General features: G+C 47.2%; 14 protein-coding genes. 4 read left to right on the top strand and 10 right to left on the bottom strand.

Annotated elements, in window-relative coordinates:
• Positions 1 to 54: 54 nt before the first annotated feature.
• The 5 genes from HPY28_RS14090 to HPY28_RS14070 form a co-directional block, all read right to left on the bottom strand.
• On the bottom strand, positions 55 to 1,044 hold the full coding sequence (locus HPY28_RS14090; RefSeq protein WP_035290734.1) for a siderophore ABC transporter substrate-binding protein: 990 nt from the start codon (positions 1,042 to 1,044) through the stop codon (positions 55 to 57).
• A 104-nt stretch (positions 1,045 to 1,148) separates the two neighbouring features.
• Complete coding sequence (locus HPY28_RS14085; RefSeq protein ID WP_017246625.1) at positions 1,149 to 1,907, bottom strand: iron ABC transporter ATP-binding protein; 759 nt, start codon at positions 1,905 to 1,907, stop codon at positions 1,149 to 1,151.
• On the bottom strand, positions 1,904 to 2,845 hold the full coding sequence (locus HPY28_RS14080) for an iron chelate uptake ABC transporter family permease subunit (RefSeq protein ID WP_017246626.1): 942 nt from the start codon (positions 2,843 to 2,845) through the stop codon (positions 1,904 to 1,906). The genes HPY28_RS14085 and HPY28_RS14080 overlap by 4 nt, the downstream gene beginning before the upstream one ends.
• Complete coding sequence (locus HPY28_RS14075) at positions 2,842 to 3,795, bottom strand: ABC transporter permease (protein ID WP_174230784.1); 954 nt, start codon at positions 3,793 to 3,795, stop codon at positions 2,842 to 2,844. Before HPY28_RS14075 ends, HPY28_RS14080 begins: the two co-directional genes overlap by 4 nt.
• A 250-nt stretch (positions 3,796 to 4,045) precedes the next feature.
• The gene (locus tag HPY28_RS14070; RefSeq protein WP_174230783.1) at positions 4,046 to 4,810 is read right to left on the bottom strand and encodes a DUF4097 family beta strand repeat-containing protein; all 765 of its coding nucleotides are present in this window, start codon (positions 4,808 to 4,810) and stop codon (positions 4,046 to 4,048) included.
• 200 nt (positions 4,811 to 5,010) lie between these two features.
• On the opposite strand from HPY28_RS14070, the gene HPY28_RS14065 reads away from it, so the two are divergent.
• The 3 genes from HPY28_RS14065 (at position 5,011) to HPY28_RS14055 (ending at position 6,682) form a co-directional block, all read left to right on the top strand.
• Positions 5,011 to 5,685 carry a Crp/Fnr family transcriptional regulator gene (locus HPY28_RS14065; protein ID WP_174230782.1) on the top strand — a complete coding sequence of 225 codons (675 nt, stop codon included), beginning with the start codon at positions 5,011 to 5,013 and terminating at the stop codon, positions 5,683 to 5,685.
• An 86-nt stretch (positions 5,686 to 5,771) separates the two neighbouring features.
• The gene (locus HPY28_RS14060; protein ID WP_069849882.1) at positions 5,772 to 6,134 is read left to right on the top strand and encodes a carboxymuconolactone decarboxylase family protein; all 363 of its coding nucleotides are present in this window, start codon (positions 5,772 to 5,774) and stop codon (positions 6,132 to 6,134) included.
• 191 nt (positions 6,135 to 6,325) lie between these two features.
• The gene (locus HPY28_RS14055) at positions 6,326 to 6,682 is read left to right on the top strand and encodes a response regulator (protein WP_017246631.1); all 357 of its coding nucleotides are present in this window, start codon (positions 6,326 to 6,328) and stop codon (positions 6,680 to 6,682) included.
• Positions 6,683 to 6,733: 51 nt separating this feature from the next.
• Here the strand turns inward: HPY28_RS14055 and HPY28_RS14050 are convergent, their stop codons facing one another.
• Complete coding sequence (locus HPY28_RS14050) at positions 6,734 to 12,649, bottom strand: AAA family ATPase (protein ID WP_174230781.1); 5,916 nt, start codon at positions 12,647 to 12,649, stop codon at positions 6,734 to 6,736.
• A gap of 129 nt (positions 12,650 to 12,778) precedes the next feature.
• Here HPY28_RS14050 and HPY28_RS14045 point away from each other — a divergent pair, with 129 nt between their 5' ends.
• A complete protein-coding gene (locus HPY28_RS14045; protein WP_174230780.1) occupies positions 12,779 to 13,405 on the top strand; it encodes a cupin domain-containing protein in 627 nt (208 codons plus the stop codon).
• A 110-nt stretch (positions 13,406 to 13,515) separates the two neighbouring features.
• Here HPY28_RS14045 and HPY28_RS14040 read toward each other — a convergent pair whose 3' ends face one another.
• The 4 genes from HPY28_RS14040 to HPY28_RS14025 form a co-directional block, all read right to left on the bottom strand.
• On the bottom strand, positions 13,516 to 14,250 hold the full coding sequence (locus HPY28_RS14040) for an MBL fold metallo-hydrolase (RefSeq protein ID WP_173623421.1): 735 nt from the start codon (positions 14,248 to 14,250) through the stop codon (positions 13,516 to 13,518).
• 201 nt (positions 14,251 to 14,451) lie between these two features.
• On the bottom strand, positions 14,452 to 16,950 hold the full coding sequence (locus HPY28_RS14035) for a GAP1-N2 domain-containing protein (protein WP_174230779.1): 2,499 nt from the start codon (positions 16,948 to 16,950) through the stop codon (positions 14,452 to 14,454).
• Complete coding sequence (locus tag HPY28_RS14030; RefSeq protein WP_017246636.1) at positions 16,950 to 18,215, bottom strand: TRAFAC clade GTPase domain-containing protein; 1,266 nt, start codon at positions 18,213 to 18,215, stop codon at positions 16,950 to 16,952. The genes HPY28_RS14035 and HPY28_RS14030 overlap by 1 nt, the downstream gene beginning before the upstream one ends.
• 13 nt (positions 18,216 to 18,228) lie before the next feature.
• Entirely contained in the window at positions 18,229 to 18,864 is a 636-nt protein-coding gene (locus HPY28_RS14025) for a hypothetical protein (RefSeq protein WP_017246637.1), read from the bottom strand.
• Positions 18,865 to 18,873 lie beyond the last annotated feature (9 nt).

The raw sequence follows: 18,873 nt of genomic DNA, 5'->3' as shown, positions 1-18,873 counted from the left end.
AGCCCAGGGAATGTCTTACTCCCCTCGGCTGTCGCCACTTTCTGTTCTAGCCTCTTACCACTTAACTTCTTTCAGAACTTCGTCTGCCATGCCAGCGGTAGATACCAATCCGCCACCAGACAAGTACCAGTTGCTAGAATCCAGGTAAATGATGTTGCCAGTTTTGAATGCTTTCGTGTTCTTAATCAGGTCGTTTTCTACAGTTTGCTGTGTAGAAGTAGACACTTCTTTATTCTTAGAAATCGCGTTACCACGATCAATTACGAACAGGTAGTCTGGATTTTTTTCTGCGATATATTCAAAGGAAACGCTTTGACCATGGTTTTCTACAGAAATGTTTTTGTCTACAGGCGTAAATCCGAATTCACCGTGCAGGATACCAAAACGGGAACCAGCGCCGTAAGCGTTCAGCTTGCCTTCGTTAACCATAACGATCAGAGCAGTCTTGCCGCTTGCCGTTGCTTTTGCATTCAATTCCTTGATAGATGCATCAATTTTGCCCAACTCTTCTTCTACTTGTGCTTCTTTACCGAAGATGGTACCCAATGTTTTCATGTTCTCTTTGAAAGATTCCATGTACTTCGCATTGTCTACACCCATGAAGATGGTTGGAGCAATTTTGTTCAGTTCTTCGTAAGCATCTTGTTGACGTCCAGAAATGAAGATCACATCTGGTTTCATTGCGTTGATTTTCTCAAAGTCTGGCTCTTTCAAGCCACCAACGTTTGTGTATTTCGCATCTTTGAACTTTTCCAGGTATGCAGGGATGCTGGAAGACTGTGCAACACCCGCTACTTCGATACCCAATTTGTCCAAGGAATCCAGAACACCGTAGTCAAATGCTACAACGGTTTTTGGATTCTTTTTCAGTTTTGCTTCACCCAATTTATGCTTGATCGTAACTTCTTCGGATGTTTGTGCAGCTTCAGGTGCTTTTGTTGCGTCTGCCGCAGGTGTTGCAGGAGCGGCGTTATTGGAGCCGCATGCAGCTGTGAATACAGCCAACAGTACTGCCATAAACAGCATGAGTAATTTTTTGTTCACTTCTCTCACCTCTATATAGAATGTAAAAGTATATAAAATTATTGATAGCTTGCTGATGAAACCCCCGGCAGGCCATCAAAATTTTAACGATAGGAAAATGGAGCTTACGCGAAATAGACACAGATTTTATTTTCTTCAATGTCTTCGATATGGATATCCATGTCATAGACATCTTTCAAGATCGGTCGTGTGATGATCTCGTCTGTAGTGCCTTCCTTCACGACCTTGCCATCCTTGAGAGCGACGATATAATCCGAATAGACGGAAGCGAAGTTGATATCGTGAATGACAATGACAACTGTTTTGCCCCTTTCGTCTACCAGACGTCGCAGCACTTTCATGATCTGGACGGAATGCTTCATATCCAAATTGTTGAGCGGCTCATCCAAGAGGACGTATTCCGTATTTTGAGCGACAACCATCGCGATGTAAGCGCGTTGACGCTGACCGCCACTCAACTGGTCGAGGTACTTGTGTTGAATGTCCGTGAGCTCCAAATATTGGATAGCCTCGTCTACATACTTCCAATCCTCTTTTGTCAAATTGCCTTGTGAATACGGGAAGCGACCAAAGCTGACCAGCTCACGAATCGTCAACCGCACCGTAATGTGGTTCGATTGCTTGAGAATCGAGATTTTCTTCGCCAGCTCACTGCTCTTTGTCTGTCCAATCTCCTGACCCTCAATGAAAACCTCGCCTTGATCCTTGGTCAACAGGCGACTAATCATCGACAGCAGCGTACTCTTTCCGGCCCCATTGGGTCCGATAAAAGACGTGATTTTCCCCTTGGCAATCTTCACAGAGACATTTTCCACGACATTTTTGCTACCATACTGTTTTGTGACATTCCGGACTTCTATCACGCTTTATTCTCCTTTAACAGAAGATAGATGAAGTAAACCCCACCAATAAAGTTGACGATGACACTGAGCGTCGTGGAGAACGCAAGTACACGCTCCACAATCAACAAACCGCCAACCAGTGCAATCACACTGATTAAAGCCGAGCCCAGCAGCAAGTATTTATGCTGATAGGTTTTCATAAACTGATGGGCGAGATTCGCTACCAACAGTCCAAGGAAGGTAATCGGTCCAACGAGCGCTGTCGCGATTGATACGAGAATGGCAATGACGATGAGAAACCGCTTGATGACAAAATCGTACGGAATCCCCAAATTGATCGCCTGATCCCGACCGAGTGATAACACATCCAAGTACTTGATGTATCGCCAGAAGTAAATCATGATTCCGATGACCAGAACAAAGCTCGTAATCAACAGGTCTGTTTTTACATTGTTGAAGCTGGCGAACATTCGGTCTTGCACAACCAAAAACTCATTCGGATCAATCAATACTTGCATGAACGTGGACAAACTGCTGAACAATGTGCCCAAGATCAATCCGATGAGGAGCAGGAAGTAAATATTTTGCCCTTCCCTTTTAAACAGGAATTTGTAGAGCAAGCCTGCGAAAAGCACCATCCCACCTGTCGAGATTAGAAAGTTCACGTTGTTGTTCATCAAGGTGAAATGGGTGGAGCCAAACACAAAGATCACAAATGTTTGGATGAACATATAGAGCGAATCGAGGCCGATGATGCTAGGCGTCAAGATTCGGTTGTTCGTGATTGTCTGGAAGATCATCGTAGAGAAGGCGATGATGCAACCGGTTAAAATGACGGCAAGAATTTTCTTAGCCCGCCGAGGAAGGACATAATCCCAGTTGCCACCGGCGTCAATCATCATAAAAATGGCTATCAAAGCAATGGCCACAATCGACAGGGCACCTATCTTCGCTTTCATTGTTCATATGCCTTTCTTCTCATGAGTAAGTACACGAATATCCCGCTGCCTATGACCCCAACCATCAAGCCGATGGAAATCTCGTATGGGAAGATGATGAGGCGTCCCAGGATATCACAAGCAAGTACAAACACCGCGCCAAGCAAAGCGGTATGAGATAAGCTTTTTTTCAGGTTATCTCCCAGGTAGATCGTAACCAGGTTGGGAATGATCAGCCCCAAAAACGGGATTGTCCCTACCGTGAGAATGACTACCGAAGTTACACAAGCGACGATGACCAATCCAATGTTGACGACATGCTTGTAGTTCAACCCGAGGTTGATGGCGAACTCTTCACCCATCCCCGCAATGGTGAATTTGTTCGCATACAAGTAAGCGACAATCACCAGCGGAATACTTATGTACAAAAGCTCGTAGCTGCCTTTCATAATGGTGGAGAAATCTCCATGCAACCAAGCAGACATGTTTTGCATCAGGTCATGCTTATAAGCGAAAAACGTCGTGATGGATCCGACGATGTTTCCAAACATCAGTCCCACTAACGGGATGAATATAGAGTCTTTAAATTTGATTCTTTCAAGAATCTTCATAAAGACAAAGGTTCCAAAGAGAGCAAATGCAAAAGCAACGAGCAGCCTCACCCATGAGCTCGCATCAGCGAACACCAAGAGTGAAACCAATATTCCGAATCGAACGGAGTCCTCTGTCCCTGCTGTCGTTGGAGAAACGAACTTGTTTCGGGTCAGCTGCTGCATGATCAATCCGGCGATACTCATGCTGATCCCTGCGATGATAATGCTGATCAAACGCGGAATCCTGCTAATCCACAGCACTTGCACTTTGTCATCTGTGAGATTGAACAAATCCCACGGAGAAATATCTTTCACACCAATAAAAAGTGAAACGAACGATAGCAAAATAAGTGCTACAATCAAATATCTCTTTTTCATCGCGTCCCTACTCTTCTTACTTTTTCCTGGAGTAATGTTCCGTATTGACTCGAGTATTTACGAGAGAGAATAATTCTCATCATCATTAATAAAGAGATTCATTCTCAATTAGAACTACCTTTGTTATATTAGCACTTCTTTATCGGAAGGGAAAGCTTTTTTTCATTAGTCGGCTAATTTTTCCCTCAACCTGTCAAAATACCGACAAGAACAAGAAAACCGCCAGGGCAAAAACCCTGACGGTCCTGATTTATTTAGATGTGAACGAGCCTTTTATGTTTAGAACGGTTCGCTCTCCGCTCCCGTCATTCTCAATTCGTACATTTCCTTCGACAGTATCAATGACCATGTCGCCGCTTTCGTCGGATATCTTTATGTCGCCCTTATGATTTCGAATAACCATATCGCCCGATTGATCGTGAATCTCTACATTTCCACCCGTATTTTCCATGAAGATATCACCCGAGTCATCCTCGATCAGTTTGAGGGCAGACGAATCCTTGATCGTAATGTCACCGGACTGATCGCGAATCTCTACCTCTCCGTTCGTATTCGTTAATTGAATATCACCGGAGTCATCCTCAATCGTAAGCTTTCCTGTTAGATTCGTCATGTCAATATCTCCTGATCCATCAGTAAGGGCTATCGGCAGCTGGGCAGGAACGATTACCGTTAGCGTCATATCCACATAGTTAACACCGATATCTGTGTTTATTTCGGATCGTAGTGTTGCGGTATTCCCATCCTTCTCGAGTGTAAGGATGATTTCTTCGGGTTTGACATTTTTCGATTTGATATCCGCCTCTACATGAATCACGGTTGCTTTTTCATCACCTTTGACGATCAAATCGCCTGAATCCGTAAGAATCTTCAACGTCTCGATGGACTCCGCAGGTAATTCAATCTGTCTTTTTTCTTCATCAATCTTGATCACGTTATTGTTGATCGTGCATCCGGCCAAACCGATTCCTACAGCGATGAGACCTACTCCTATCCACTGTTTCATTTGTTTCATTTTTGTTTCCCCTCGATACTGGTTATTTTTACAAGATAAGTTCTATATCATCGTAGCAAAACAGCGTAGAAGAGAAATCAGGCTACAGCGTTGTTCTCTCGTCAGTCTGCAGACGGATATTCCATTGTATAGATCGCGTCTTTTCCCTACACTATATGTATGAATATTTTACCAATTAAGTTGCCGCGGAGGGTAAAACAATGGACTTGAATCGAATCCACTTTGTGAAGGATGCTTTTCCGTGCTTTTCCCTTGTTCCGGAAGGCGCATGGCGCCATCCTGACATAACAGTGGAACGCTTTTCTCCCCAGCTTACGATGCAGCAGGGTCATCTGTTTGCCCACGCTGCTTTTGTATTGTCAGGCAAGGTCCGCATCTATATCATCAGCGAGTCAGGACGCGAGGTTACGTTATATCGGGTACAACGCGGGGGAGTCTGTGTCCTCATGATGGCAAGTATTTTAGGCGAGACGGGCTATGAAGCGTCCGCACAGCTAGAAGAGGAAACCGAGCTGCTGCTTTTGCCTGTAGATGTCTTCAAAGAATGGATGGATCGCTATAAGGACTTGCGTCAATTTATTTATCGAAACATGATTAACCGAATGGTCTCCGTCACGTCTCTGGTCGAAGATATCGCGTTTAAGCCGATCAACGCCCGCATCGCCGAATTATTGCTCCGTCGTACCACTGATTCTAGCAACCACCTATCGGTTACCCATGAAGCGATTGCCATTGAACTCGGGACTGCCAGAGAAGTAATCAGTCGGTCACTCAAGGAGTTTGAGAAAGCCGGATGGCTTCAATTAGGACGAGGCCGAATCGCTGCTATTCGCCGTGATGCCCTCCAGGAAAACCTTTTTCCTGGTGATTGGTGAGAATGGTGAGTAAGTTACAGAAGCAAGTATCTTCCCTCTCTACAATGAAGTCGTAGCCACTACCCATGGAATGGAGAGGATGTTTCATGTCAAAAGCACGTTCGTATTATGAATCAGCAAATTTGTCGCATATCCCTGAATTGATGAAATTGGCCCCTGAGGCTGCCGCTTCTTATTTTTCTCTCGAGCGACAAATCTACCAGCAATCCCACCAGCTCCCGGTCAAAACGAAAGAGTTGATTGCCATTGTGGTCGCTCACGTGACTGGCTGCCCCTACTGCATCGATGTTCATGTCAAAAAGTATAAAGAGCTAGGCGGCACCATGGAGGAAATAATGGAGGCTCTACTCGTTGCCGCAGTGACACGTTCCGGTGCCATCTTAAGTCATGGGGTCAATGCCTTGCTCGCCTATCGTGATGCTCCCGGCAAGCCAGATTGCTTTTGCTAACCCAACTATATCACCCATTTGGAAAATAAAACAAACAAATCCAGTTTCATCACAAACTGGAATTCGTTTGTTTTTTATATGTTCATCTACACTTTTTATGATCAAATGATTGCGACATTTTTCCTATCAGTGTTATGGTAAAAGTAGACTACTTACTAAGAATAACTAACCGTTTCGATACAGGAGGTTTTATGGCTCGTATACTGATTGCAGACGACTCCCTTGTAGTACGAGATTACATGAAAATCATTTTGGAACGGGCGGGCCATCAAGTCATTGCAGAAGCAACAAATGGATTGGACGCCTATCAAAAGTATGCGACCCACCTCCCCGACGTGGTGACGATGGATATCAATATGCCAGGAATGAATGGCATAGATACTGTCAAAAAGATCATCGGCACCTTCCCCGACGCCAACATCATTATGGTCAGCACCAACGGATTAAAGCCGCTCGTTTTTGAAGCAATCAACGCTGGAGCGCGCCATTATATTCTAAAACCGATCGATGAAGAACGACTTTTGGCTTCCATTACGAATTCTCTTTAGTCGATCAAACAAAACAACTGAGGCACGGTCGCCTCAGTTGTTTCTATGGGTCTAGCGAATGTCTTCCAACGGGATTCGGAAGGTAAAACGGGTGCCCTCACCTTTTTGAGTATCAACCTGAAGGGTTCCACCCAACTGCTCAACCTCTTGCTTAACAATGGACAGGCCAATTCCTCTGCCCGATACGAGACTCGCATTTTCTTGCACCGTGGCATGCTCCGCCATTGCCAACTTTAGCTTTTCCCTATCTCCGCCCCGCCCATCATCACGAATCGTGACGCACAAGGAAGTATCCTCTTGCCAAATGCGGCATTGAATCTTGCCGCTGCGTTCTTTTCCGCATGCCAATCGTTCTTGTTCTTCTTCCATTCCATGATCGATGGCATTGTTGAATACGTGAACCAAGCTCCTCGCAAAATTCTCGAATCGCTCCGGATCCACCAGTACTTCTTCTGCATCCCATTCGACCGGATCGATGGTCTTATTCAAACGGATAGCGAGCTCACTTACATAGTCTTCATACCTTGACAACATGTCCTTCATAGGACGATAGCGAAGCTTGCGGATGCGGTGGAGCAGCTCCTGCTGAGCTTCCCCCTGTATCAGACTGGTGATCTCATGCTCGAAGCTTTCCCATTGCTCTTTTGCAATGGTGTACACATGCTCGTTATGATCCAGGAACCCGACCCCGAGCTTGTGCTGCATGATCGACAAATCTTGTTGCATCGCAGCCTGAACCTCTGCGAATGACTGCTGGGCGCGCACATCCTCGTCGGAGAGGCGTTCTTCGGACTTTGCCCATTGAATCAACCACGATTCCAAATCATGCAGCTTTTGCGGTGTATGAATCAAGTGTAATTGGCTGAAGTCACCTTTAAATTGATGAATCTGAGCGACCAATTTGAATAGTTTCTCGGAATCCGGGATCTCTTCTCCGAGGACTCGCTTCCACCCATCCTCAAAGAAAGCATCAAAAGCTCGCAGTACCTTTTGGAAGAGCGGGAGACTAATCGCTACAGTTACGACCATATTCAACCTTTGCCATTCTCGCTCCATCTTGGATTTGAGCGCCCGTTGCTCACTCATATCAGTCAGGATCAGCATCAAGCCCTCTGGCGAATCTCGCCGATCTTCATAAATCGGCTTACATGCCAGCTTCAACGGCATTTGATTGATCTGGATTTCCGTAGGAAAAAGACTGAGATACAGCTCTTTTTGCCCTTGGTCTTTTGCTTCAAAGTACTTTTCCAAAAGGGATTCAATAAACATGCTGTCCTCTGGACGATCTGGGTATAGTAGCTCAGCGACCGACACCCCAGCCAGTTCTCGACCAAAAATTCGTAGACATTCCCGACTGTATTCGGAATGGACCAGCAGGTTTTTGGAAAAAGACAGAAAGCCTTGTCCCGCATTGTTTAACAGATTTTTATTCGCTTGCAAAAGGGCCTGAATTTCATTGGTACGCTCTGTCACGATCTTTTCCAAGGATTGATTCCATTGCTCCAGTTGATGATACAGTCTCGCATTTTCAATAAAGGTCGCAATTTGCGAGAAGATCAGTCTGAGCGGCTCTGAGCGTTTTTCGTTGAACATATGTGTCGTTTCGTTGTTCTCCAAATAAATGATGCCGATCATTTTTCCTTGCTGCCAGAGCGGGGAGCATAGAATCGATTTCGGCTGGTGCTTCGCAATGTAAGTATCGCGGAAAAAGACCCCTTCAACCGAAGCGTTGTGGAGCACCAGCATCTCTTCTGTACGAATGGTGTAATTCACGACGGCGACAGAGAGCATCCCGCTATGTTCATACGGGACAGACTGCATGATCTCCACGTCCAAATCGACAGAGCCTGCCGCTTCGATGAGCCATTCACCATCTTTTTTCAGCAGGAGGATTCCTTTCTCCGCACCTGCATTGCTCATCACCGTGCGCAGCATCGTGGCCAGCAGCATTTCCAAGCGGAGCTCGCTAGCAATCGTTTGCGATGCCTTGATGACACTCATTAAATCGACGAGGTCTGCTGTCTGGTCAGTCGTGGCAATCTCGGCGGAAGCCCCCAAGTTTCTTACCCGTTGCAAAAGATAAGGGTACCGTTCCCCAATCTCTCGTGCCTTGGCAACCGCTCCCCAAAGCATGTAAACCTCGTGTGCCTCAGTCATGTATACCTTCGCAATCGTATCGAGTCCGAGTGCCAAGTAATGCTGGGCAGCCAATTCATTTGCCATTGCCTCGTTTTGCAAGAAAACATCTTTTTTGGCGAGTTGAACCGCTTGTTCATAAAAAGGACCTGCTTCTTGTTTTTTCTCAGTGACACGCAGCCACTCAGCATGCATCAACAACCACTTGTGCTGAAAATTTTCCGGGCATTCCTTTGCCCACGTCTTCATCTTTTTGATATTTGCTTTGATTTTTTTCCCATACTTCGATTTGTCCTGTCGGTTGGCGTTCTCATAGAGCCCCGTCAATGCCAGTGTTTGCATAAAAACTTGCTGGCTGACAAGAACTTGTCCGCTGACTGAATCCATCCATTGCTCTGCTTCACCCAGCAGCTCTGCAGCCTCCAGGTGGTTCCCGTACATGAGATGAACCATCGATTTATAGTAGTGGTACATGTACCGCTTGTAGCTGTTTCCTTCTTTTTGCAGGTTGCTTACATATGCCGCTTCGTCAAATCCATCATGGCAAAACGCCGTTCGTTCCTTGTCGGTCCACCGTGTAAAAGTATGCAGCGCCTGGCGCAATAACAGGAGTCGATCATCGTGATCAACGACCTTGATTTGTTGAATCATATCGCTGTATTCCTCGATTTGCTGCTCCAATTCTTCCACTGGCACACCACAGTAGAGCATGGCCTCCAAAAGCCCATGGGCATTGTAGGCAGCATAAATGTTGCCGCCACCATCCAAGCCGAGCTGAATCGCTTTTTTCAGGAGAGGGATATTCGTCCGCGCATGCTCGCACCAGTGATTGATCAGTAAGGCAAACGCACCATACGCCTTCGTCATGGCGATCGGATCGGCGAAGCTGTCTGCTACACGGCAAGCCAATTGCCCAAATTCGTAAGCCTCTCGATAATTTCCGAATTGAGCAGCTTGTACGATCCCGTAACCGGTATAACCGTTCGCCGAGGCGACCGCGTTTCCGTGTACGAGCGACAGATGAAGGGCACGCAAAATCGTTAAAGCAAACCAATTGAGATTAACATAGTAAGCAGATGGGCCTGCGTAGCTGATGATGCTCATCGCCATCTGATAATTTTCATCGGGAACATCCGGCAAATACAGCAGCTCATCTATTTTCCGGCCTTTGAGGCGGCGTTTGATGTGAAACATTTCCTTAATGATATCGAGCTTGCCAGGCTTTTTGGGAATCGGTACGCCCAATAACCCCAAGGCTTCGCTTGCGATCTCCATGACACGAGGAAATTCAGCCAGTCGTGTATACATGCGAATTTCCATTTCCAAAATGCGTACTCGTTCTCGGTCTGTTTTGGCATGCTGCATCCCGCGTTCAAACAATTGTTTTGCCTCATCCAATTGGTTACAGAGGTACGTCGTCTCCGCAGTCAACGCACACAACTCCATGGTCAGATCATGATTTTGCTGCCAGCCCTCTTCCCCGACCAGCTCGAGACCACGTTGGAAGTACTGCAAGGCGGACTCAAATGCCGCAGAGAATTTCGCTTTTTGACCAGCGAGTAAATGACAGTACGCTACATGAATACGCTCCGCCTGATCCTCCAGTATCTCTTTGCCCCGGTACATATGATCGCAAATTTCGAACAGGGAGCCAGATTCGCTCCCTTGGGACATTTCCCACATCATCCTGCCCAGCTTGACGTGAGTCTGTCCGCGCTCTGCCTCTGCTAACAACGAATAGGCGGCCTGTTGAATACGATCATGCACAAAGCGGAAACGAATCTTCATCTGAGACGCCACTTCTTCTTCCACGAGCGCAGCGTAATTCAGATATTCCGCTCCTTCAATCGGATAGATGAGACCTTCCTCAATCGCAGGCCGTATATGCTGGATGGCTTCTGACTCCGTTTGATTGCGTGACTTGGCTATCAAATGAAGCAAAAACGAGTTACCCAGACAAGCAGCATAACCGAGCTGCTGCTGAGTGGAATCAGGCAATCTTCTCATTTTTTCTACGAGAAAATCGGCCACGTTTTCCGTAGTACCCAGCTTCTCGATTTCTGCCAAATCCCATTGCCAGTTCCGTTCTTCTCTCACATAACACAGCAAGTTCCGATCATACAGCGTTTTAATGAATTCTCTTACATAAAACGGATTCCCAGCAGTTTTCTGCATGATAATCGTAACCAGCGGCTTCGTCATATCCGGCTCACTATGCAACGCATCCGCTAGCATCGCATTGAATTCGGGTTCTCGAAGCGGCAATAACGTGAATTGACGCAAAATGCGGCTCTTGATGCCTGTCTCTGTCAAAAGGGCAATCAACGGATTCATCGTACTGCCATCATGCTCACGATAAGCGCAAATCAGCAGAAAATGACTGATCTGCATATCCGCAACCAACTCTCGGATCAGGAAAAGCGAAGAAGAATCCGCCCACTGCAAATCATCTAGGAACAAGACAAGAGGATGGTCTGGTCGCGCCCAAATCCGAATAAAGCGTTGCATCACCCATTGAAAGCGATTTTTTGCTTCTGTTGCAGGTAGCTCAGGTACGGCAGGCTGTTTGCCAATCACTGCCTCAAGCTGTGGAATGACATCCACGATCACTTGACCAAGTCCTTGCATGGCGTCGAGTATCATCTCTCGCCAAGTGAGCAACTCGCGTTCGTGGCCTGCCAAGAGCTGCTTGATCAAGTCCTGAAAGATTTGAATGATGGCCGAATACGGAACGGCCTGATTATATTGGTCGAACTTTCCTGAAACAAAACGTCCCCGGCCTCTCAAAAACGCTTTTTGCGCTTCTAGCACGAGAGCAGATTTACCTACGCCTGCAGAGCCACTGAGGACAACCATCCTCGTAGCGCCGTTCGTAACTTGCTCAAATGCATCGATGAGCATCTGGATTTCTTGCTCACGTCCATACAGCCTCTCTGGAATCCGCAAGTGATCAGCACGATCTTCTAAAGCAAGCGGAAAAGGCGTAATCAAACCGTTTTGTTCAAGCTGGTCATAGCAGCGCTGCATGTCTGCCAGTAAGCCAGACATGCTAAAGTAGCGATCCTCTGTATTTTTTGACAGACACTTCATCACAATGTCCGATAGAATCTCTGGAACGGATGGTTTTACACTGGAGGGAGCGAGCGGCTTTCTCGCCATATGAGCATGTATGAGTTCAAGCATGTCCGAAGTTAAAAAGGGCAGCTTTCCAGTCAATAACTCGTAGAGCGTGACACCAAAAGAATAAATGTCGGAGCGGTAATCGACGGTGCGATTCATTCTCCCCGTCTGCTCCGGTGAGACGTAGCGAAGATTCCCCTTCCATTCTTTTGGATTCATCACACTTTGGTATTCTTGGTGGCATTTAGACGCCAACCCAAAGCTAACAAGCTTTACCTCATAGGTTTCAGGATGAACCAGGATATGATCGGGATTTACATCCTTATGAATGATTCCGTGCTGATGGATTTCTTTCAAGCAGGAAGCCATACGGACCGCAATGAAGAGCATCTCCTTCAGCGACAGTCCTTTCATTTTCATAAGCAAGGAGAGCGGCACTCCCCCGAAATCTTCCGTAATCATTACCGTTTCACGGTTGTGAGTAACGAGTTCGATGATCGTTTCCACTGCATGGGATTCCAATGATTGAAGAATGCGATATTCATGCTTCAATTTCCACAGAGATTCTTTATGGGAAGATCCTTCCATCGGTACTTTGAATAAGACAGGGAGATTGTCGTTATTTCTGTAACCCCGATAAATTCCCAATTTTGAATGAGTGGAAAGAAACTCTACCACCCTATACCCTGGAACCACGATCATGCCGCTCATACTATCCACTCCATCTTTAGGTAGAACATCCTATCTTTTTAATTGTTGCCCCGGAACAAATAATCTATATTTAATCTATATTCTGTCTTAAAATAATCTCTTTTTACTATTTTTCAAGGAGGTATAGTTTTGTCAAATCTAAGTCGCAGTGTAAGTAACCCACACAATAATGAAGTAGTTACCTTTTTGAAGACAACGGAAGAAACGAATGGCGAATATTTGTTATTCCGTACCGATCTTCCACCGGATAACGGGATTTTTCTACACTATCATACAAAACTTGTCGAAACCTTTGAAGGTGTAATTGGAAATTTAGAGGTAACCATTGCTGGAAAAAAAGTAATCCTGAAGCCGGGAGAGAAGCTAACCATTCCGACAGACAAGATTCATGGGTTCCACAATCCCTCTAACGAATTCGTCAGCTTCGATGTGGAAATCCGTCCGGCAGGTACTTTTGAAGCGTTTGTCCGCTGTGGATACGGGCTCGATACAGATGGGCGCAGCTTTTATTTGCCGATTATCAAGCAGAATATCCCGAAAAATATTCTCCTCTTGGGAACGATCTTTCAGATGGGTCAGTTTTACCTCCCAATCATTCCACGCTTCCTGCAAAAAGGCATGTTCGCTGTGTTCGCTGCACTGGCTCGTTGGACAGGTTCAGAAAAGTCGCTGGAAAAATACTACAAAACCTCTACAGCTACACCAGTCTCCCATACCGAAATCGAGCAAACAGCGCAAAAGACGTTGCAAGGATAAAATGGGAAAGACACCATAGGATTACTCCAGCTTGGTGTCCTCCACGCTTTTTATATCCACATATTCCAACCTGGATTCATTGTTTTATCGTGTAAGCTCGTGTAACTGCTTCACCGTATCAGAGCGTGAAGCTGCTCTTGCACGTTGTTTTGACACATGCCTCCATGATAACAAATGATACTAGTAATTTCCAAGTTCTCGAATTTTTTTAATGAGTTTACTGCCATTTCCATATCGAGAGTGTTTTGCGGAATCGGTCCTCGCAGTGCTTCGTTCATGTAGACCATAGCATCACCTGCTATCAAGGTCTTGCTATCTTGTACATAAAGGCTGATATGCCCCGGCGTGTGTCCGGGAGTATGAATGATGCGAATTCCCCCACAATACGGCAGAATCTCTGCGTCTGCTAGTGTCTTGTGCACCATTGCCTTTGGCGGATTTTCGCAAAGCCGTTGCAAGTGCTCGCGTTCCTTTTCAGGCAACATCGCAAGTAATGGGGCCATGCTTTTGGGGTTTGCTTTGAGGAGAGGGCGTGTGCCTTCAATATACGGCTGATCTAGCTCATGCGCGTATATTTCAACCTGTCCGCCAAGCTCACGAACGATTTCTGGAAGACTGCCGATATGATCAATGTCCTGATGTGTCAAAATGATAGCCTGTAAACGCTCAGGTGGTATGCCAGCACGGCTCATCTCCTGACGAATGGTCTCCCATGAACCAGGCATTCCTGTATCTACTAATACCGCTTGATCATCATCCCAAAGCAAGGTGGGATAGATCACCATCGGCTTGCCAAATGCCTCTCCTTGTAACGGAATCATTTTCACACCTGTGTTAGCTTTCATACCCTATTCCTCCTCACACCATTTCATCGCACAACTACTTTTTATCACGGAGCGAGGAGTTATTTCAACAGAAAAATATTTTATTATATCACAAATAAAAATATTTGTCAATATATTTTCGAGGCATTTTCTTGTACAACAACGACCCCCGAAATACGCGGTCGCTCCTACCAGAGCAGACCGCGTTGGCGTTTTATTTACTTAAGGTGTCGTTGTCTGAACAGGCTGACCGCCCGTTGATGCATCTTGGCTTCGCTCCCCAAGAACGCCACGAACAGGTTGGATGTCAGGCTCGTCCACCATCAACCGATAAACCGGTACGAACACAGCCGGAGGACGGATCGGTTCAGGCTTTGTTTCAGGTGGCTGTACATGCGTACTCGTACCTCCCCAAACCATGTAGCCTCCCCACGCTCCAGCACCTAGCAAGACAACTACGCTGGATATCACCGTAGCTTTGTGCCGAAACAGCTTCACGAGCGGATTGGCTGTTTCGCTGCGTACCTCGTCCAAAAGCTTGCGGAAATCAGCATTTCGGATCGCATACCACCGTTTTCGCCATTCTTTGTCCCGCAATCTCTTACCTTTCTCCTCAAGGAAGAAGGCCTTCAGTGCTTGTCTGTATGCAGGCAGCAAATACTTCCCTTCGAAAAACATCCGCTGGCTCATTGTCCATTGGATAAAGGACAGTGTAACGGATTCCCCACCATTTTGCTGAACATACTCCAGCAATTCTGCAAACTGGAAGCCTTCCTGACCAAAATGATCTTCCCGGTAAAAGACCAGCGGCACCTGCGGGAACTCGTCCGCATGGAGCGGTTTACTCAACATATTCTGGATCATTCTTTGCTGCACGGAAATCGCTTCCCGATCCCATTTCCGGAAAAACTCCGCCGGGTGTGGCGTGCTTCTCTCTTCGTGCAGCTTCGCCAGGTTCAAGAGCATTTCTTGTTTGTGGCGACTCTCCATATCCAGCGTTCCGAAAAAGCTCTGTGGCTTCTCCTCCAAAAGGGCGATGAGAACTTGAAAATCATCCTTGGATAGCGTGTCTAGCGCGACGAGCTTCATCAAGGACTTGTCCAGCTCATCCAACAGCTCATCGGCATAGCTGCGTGCCCCATCGATGCTTTCAAAGAACTGATGGATGGTAATGGCGGCAGTGAGCTTTTGACGTTCACGCGCAAATAGACGCAATACTTTTTCCGTCGTGGTAGCAACAAAAACGGCATTGCGCATAGCTTGCGGTTCTGTTTCTGTCCAAAACCGAATTTCTTTTAGCATCTGGTCCAAACTGGTCACGGCGGCTACCCGCTCGGTCATATAAGCCTCAAAGAGCGGCTTCACCAACTGTGGATAGCCAAAAATCGTCCGCATCATGAAGCCAAACAGCTCCCGGATGCTGGACAAATGCTTGTACACTTCTGCCACGTAGCTGCTCTGTCTCGAGGTCTTGGCCTTCATCAACACGTCCATCAAGAAGCGGATCAAATCCATTTGCAGACGTTCCTGCCTGGTGACACGGTAGGACTCAATCATTTGCTTGATCGTCTCGCCGTCAGGCAGCTGTTTGGACGAAAGCGCCTCTACCTCGATCCTCATCAGCATTTCCTGAAGCTCGATCATCCGTTTCTTGCGTGTCAGGCTGCTGTGTCCCAAATAGCTGTTCAACGCCTGCCAAACGCCCGCCCGCTTGCTCTCATACACGGACGTTCGTCCCTTTTCAATCAAATACAGGGCACACAGCTCATAGTACGTGCGAATGTTCAAGGCCAGTGCATGGTCTGCTCCAGCCAGCACTTCCTCACAAAATTCGTGGAACGCATCCAAAATCCGTGGCTCATTCACATACTCCCAAGCAAAGTCGAGGTATTCGTGTCCTCCGTCCTGCAAATCGACGTTCTGAACGCGACCAAGGGCGAAGTCGAACAAAAAGTCTTTGTCGCTGTGCCCCCCGCCTGGGCGTATGCTTCCTTTTTCCACGAACGTGACGTGGATATGCTTCTTGCTCTGCGGCTCGTTGCTAAAAGTGAGAAACCCAAAATGTCTGCGCATCTCATAAGGCAGACAACTGTACAAAATCTCCAACAATTGAGCAGCACTCTTGGATGAGGCACTAATATCCACATCCAGGCTGATGAACACCTTCTTTTTCGCTGCAAGCGAGGACATCACCGCAAAGAGGAGCTGTTTGAATAAACGCTCATCGACGCCCAGTTGCCCAAGCAGCTGTTTTCGGTCTTGCGATAAGCCTTTTTCAGAAGGGATGTCATCGACGGTAGGAAGCTCCTTGCCCGCTGCATCGTCGTGACGATTCGTAAAAGAGCGCACTCCAAAGATCTTGCCCGGATTCTTGATAAACTCATCCCGACGCTCTACCGGAATGACATAGTTGTGGCTAAAAAACGTATTGCGCTGACCGGTAAAATCCGCTCCGACAAATACACTTCTACCGAGAACCATCTCTCCTGATTCGGCCTGGAAGCTGACAAGCGCCTCCGGGAAGAGCGCCAGATTGCTTTCCGCCCGCTCTTGAAGCTGTCGCGGCGCATCGTACACGCAAAACGGATGGAGCGCCTTTTTAATGAATTGGTTATCCAGCCCTGGCGTTTTGGCGACAGTATCGTATCCTTCGTTCGAACGGAAAACCCCTTGTCGCCCGCGGGTGTAGTACTGCTGCAAAATGGGCTGACGGTTGCTCACTACCGCTCCCTCCCCTCGATGTAATCAAGCTGGTGCATCAACCAAATAAACGGTTCATCGACGCGAATCGGCGTCACGACACCACTCACCCTTTGATTGACGGGATTGCTCCCCAGCGCAGATACAGCGAAATAGGCCGTATTCGTAAAGTAAACATCCAACGCGTCTTTAAACGGTCTATCCACCTTTTCGATGAACCGGCGGATCTCCCCATCGATGTTCTCAAATTCAGTCGTATTTAAATATTGTTCATGGACAAAATTGCGGAAAACGTTGCTGTTGGACTTGATGTATTCGCCGTCGTCTTCCTTGATCAGATGCAGCATGTCGCTCTTCGTCAATACGACAGCAGTCGGAATATGTGTCTTGCTCTGCTCCTGATAGCCGATGAAGTTCTCAAACAGCGTAATAACGACCTCACGCGGCTCGTCGTACCTTGCCGTGAATTCCCCGGGCTCATCCCCTGCTTGCAACATGACCCGATCGCGAATTGTCTTGATTTGCAGCGGATCAACCAGGAACAAGATGCCTGATGAGTTTTTCACATGCGCCGCATACAGCTCCAAATACTCGCGGTCGACCATTCCCTCGCCCGCTACGTCAAAAAACACCAGGATCAACGGTGCCTTGTCGCTATCCTTGAAAATGAACTGGAAGATGAACGGCTCCTGACGCTTTTCTTTTTGCGTAGAATCAAGCAACTGTCCGCGTTCAAACAAGGGTGCCTCATAGTTCTCCCGGAACTTGCGGCTAATCTGCGCATTGAGCGGCATACACGCTGCATCGAAGTGATTCGCAGTCGTGTTCTGCAAGGTATGGATCAATGAGGTCATGTAAACGGACTTCCCGACTTGGGATGCCCCGACAATCGAAATAATGTTGCTCGGCGCTTTGCCCGCTGTAATCGGCAGCTCGTTGTGGCATTTCGGGCATAATCTGCGCTTGGAAACCATGCCATACCGATCGGTCACACCTGCGAGGACGTTATCAACGTACAAATGGTTTTCCTCCGGGATGGATTCAGGATCGATCACCGCTTCCAACTCATCGACGGCATCGAGTCCGAATTTATCCCGATACGCATTGAGAATCTCATCCTCCTGCAACGCGTAGTCTTCGTCGTCCTGACGATGATGTGTGGCACGGAAGACAACTTGGTCTGGTCCGTATTTGGCGAAGCAGTACGGACAGACAATATCGTAAAAAGGAAGCCGTTCCTTGACCTGCGGCTTCTTTTCAAACATGTTTTTCAAAAACGACAGCATGGCGCATCCCCTCCTATTCAGGAATCAGTTCGTACATTTCTCCGTATTTTTTCCCGTCCGTAAAAAACAGGCGGACAACGTCTTTTTTCCTGACCTCGATCTCCGGCATCAGATTGACACCGGGCTCGAGATCGCGAATGAAATTGTATCGGGTACCATCATCCTTGTGGGCGGGAGGAGAGCCTTCTTTTTTTACGTAGCAGAGTACGTCCCGCGCGATCGGAATCTCTGAAAAAATGCGAATCTGCAACGATTGATGCTTGCTAAACCAGCTTCCGCCCCGTTTGAACGAGTAGTAGATTTTGGCCTTTCCTGTGCTGACGTGGATCACATGGGCATCCCCGTCTGGCATGAGCAGAATCGGCTTTCCATTTTCCAATCGGCAAGGAAAGATGCGGTATGTGTACCGGCCGATGCCGTCCGTTTTTTCCCGCAGCCCTTTGTGGACTTTGTATTCCTCTCGGGTATACAGCTTGAACTGACGATCATCCAGTTCGTTTACGTCAAAAGGGGCGCCAAACTGCGACTTGTGCACGTACACGCACGGAATATCCTGCGCCCAATGCCAATTGAGCACGTATTCGTTCCCTTGATACTGGCAGGTGACGTCCTTGATGAAGGTTTCTGTTGTTTCCTCCCGATTAATCATGATTCATCA

The sequence above is a fragment of the Brevibacillus sp. HB1.2 genome (genome assembly GCF_013332495.1).
GTDB classification, from domain to species: domain Bacteria; phylum Bacillota; class Bacilli; order Brevibacillales; family Brevibacillaceae; genus Brevibacillus; species Brevibacillus porteri.
The sequence above is the reverse complement of the archived record's forward strand: the minus strand, read 5'-3'. Positions and strand labels throughout refer to the sequence as shown.

Excerpts from the sequence above, each read along its gene's own strand:
- HPY28_RS14055 (WP_017246631.1), top strand. The coding sequence starts at position 6,326 with ATGGCTCGTATACTGATTGCAGACGACTCCCTTGTAGTACGAGATTAC.
- HPY28_RS14060 (WP_069849882.1), top strand. The coding sequence starts at position 5,772 with ATGTCAAAAGCACGTTCGTATTATGAATCAGCAAATTTGTCGCATATC.
- HPY28_RS14030 (WP_017246636.1), bottom strand. The coding sequence starts at position 18,215 with ATGCTGTCGTTTTTGAAAAACATGTTTGAAAAGAAGCCGCAGGTCAAG.
- HPY28_RS14065 (WP_174230782.1), top strand. The coding sequence starts at position 5,011 with ATGGACTTGAATCGAATCCACTTTGTGAAGGATGCTTTTCCGTGCTTT.
- HPY28_RS14075 (WP_174230784.1), bottom strand. The coding sequence starts at position 3,795 with ATGAAAAAGAGATATTTGATTGTAGCACTTATTTTGCTATCGTTCGTT.
- HPY28_RS14070 (WP_174230783.1), bottom strand. The coding sequence starts at position 4,810 with ATGAAACAAATGAAACAGTGGATAGGAGTAGGTCTCATCGCTGTAGGA.
- HPY28_RS14050 (WP_174230781.1), bottom strand. The coding sequence starts at position 12,649 with ATGAGCGGCATGATCGTGGTTCCAGGGTATAGGGTGGTAGAGTTTCTT.
- HPY28_RS14025 (WP_017246637.1), bottom strand. The coding sequence starts at position 18,864 with ATGATTAATCGGGAGGAAACAACAGAAACCTTCATCAAGGACGTCACC.
- HPY28_RS14080 (WP_017246626.1), bottom strand. The coding sequence starts at position 2,845 with ATGAAAGCGAAGATAGGTGCCCTGTCGATTGTGGCCATTGCTTTGATA.
- HPY28_RS14040 (WP_173623421.1), bottom strand. The coding sequence starts at position 14,250 with ATGAAAGCTAACACAGGTGTGAAAATGATTCCGTTACAAGGAGAGGCA.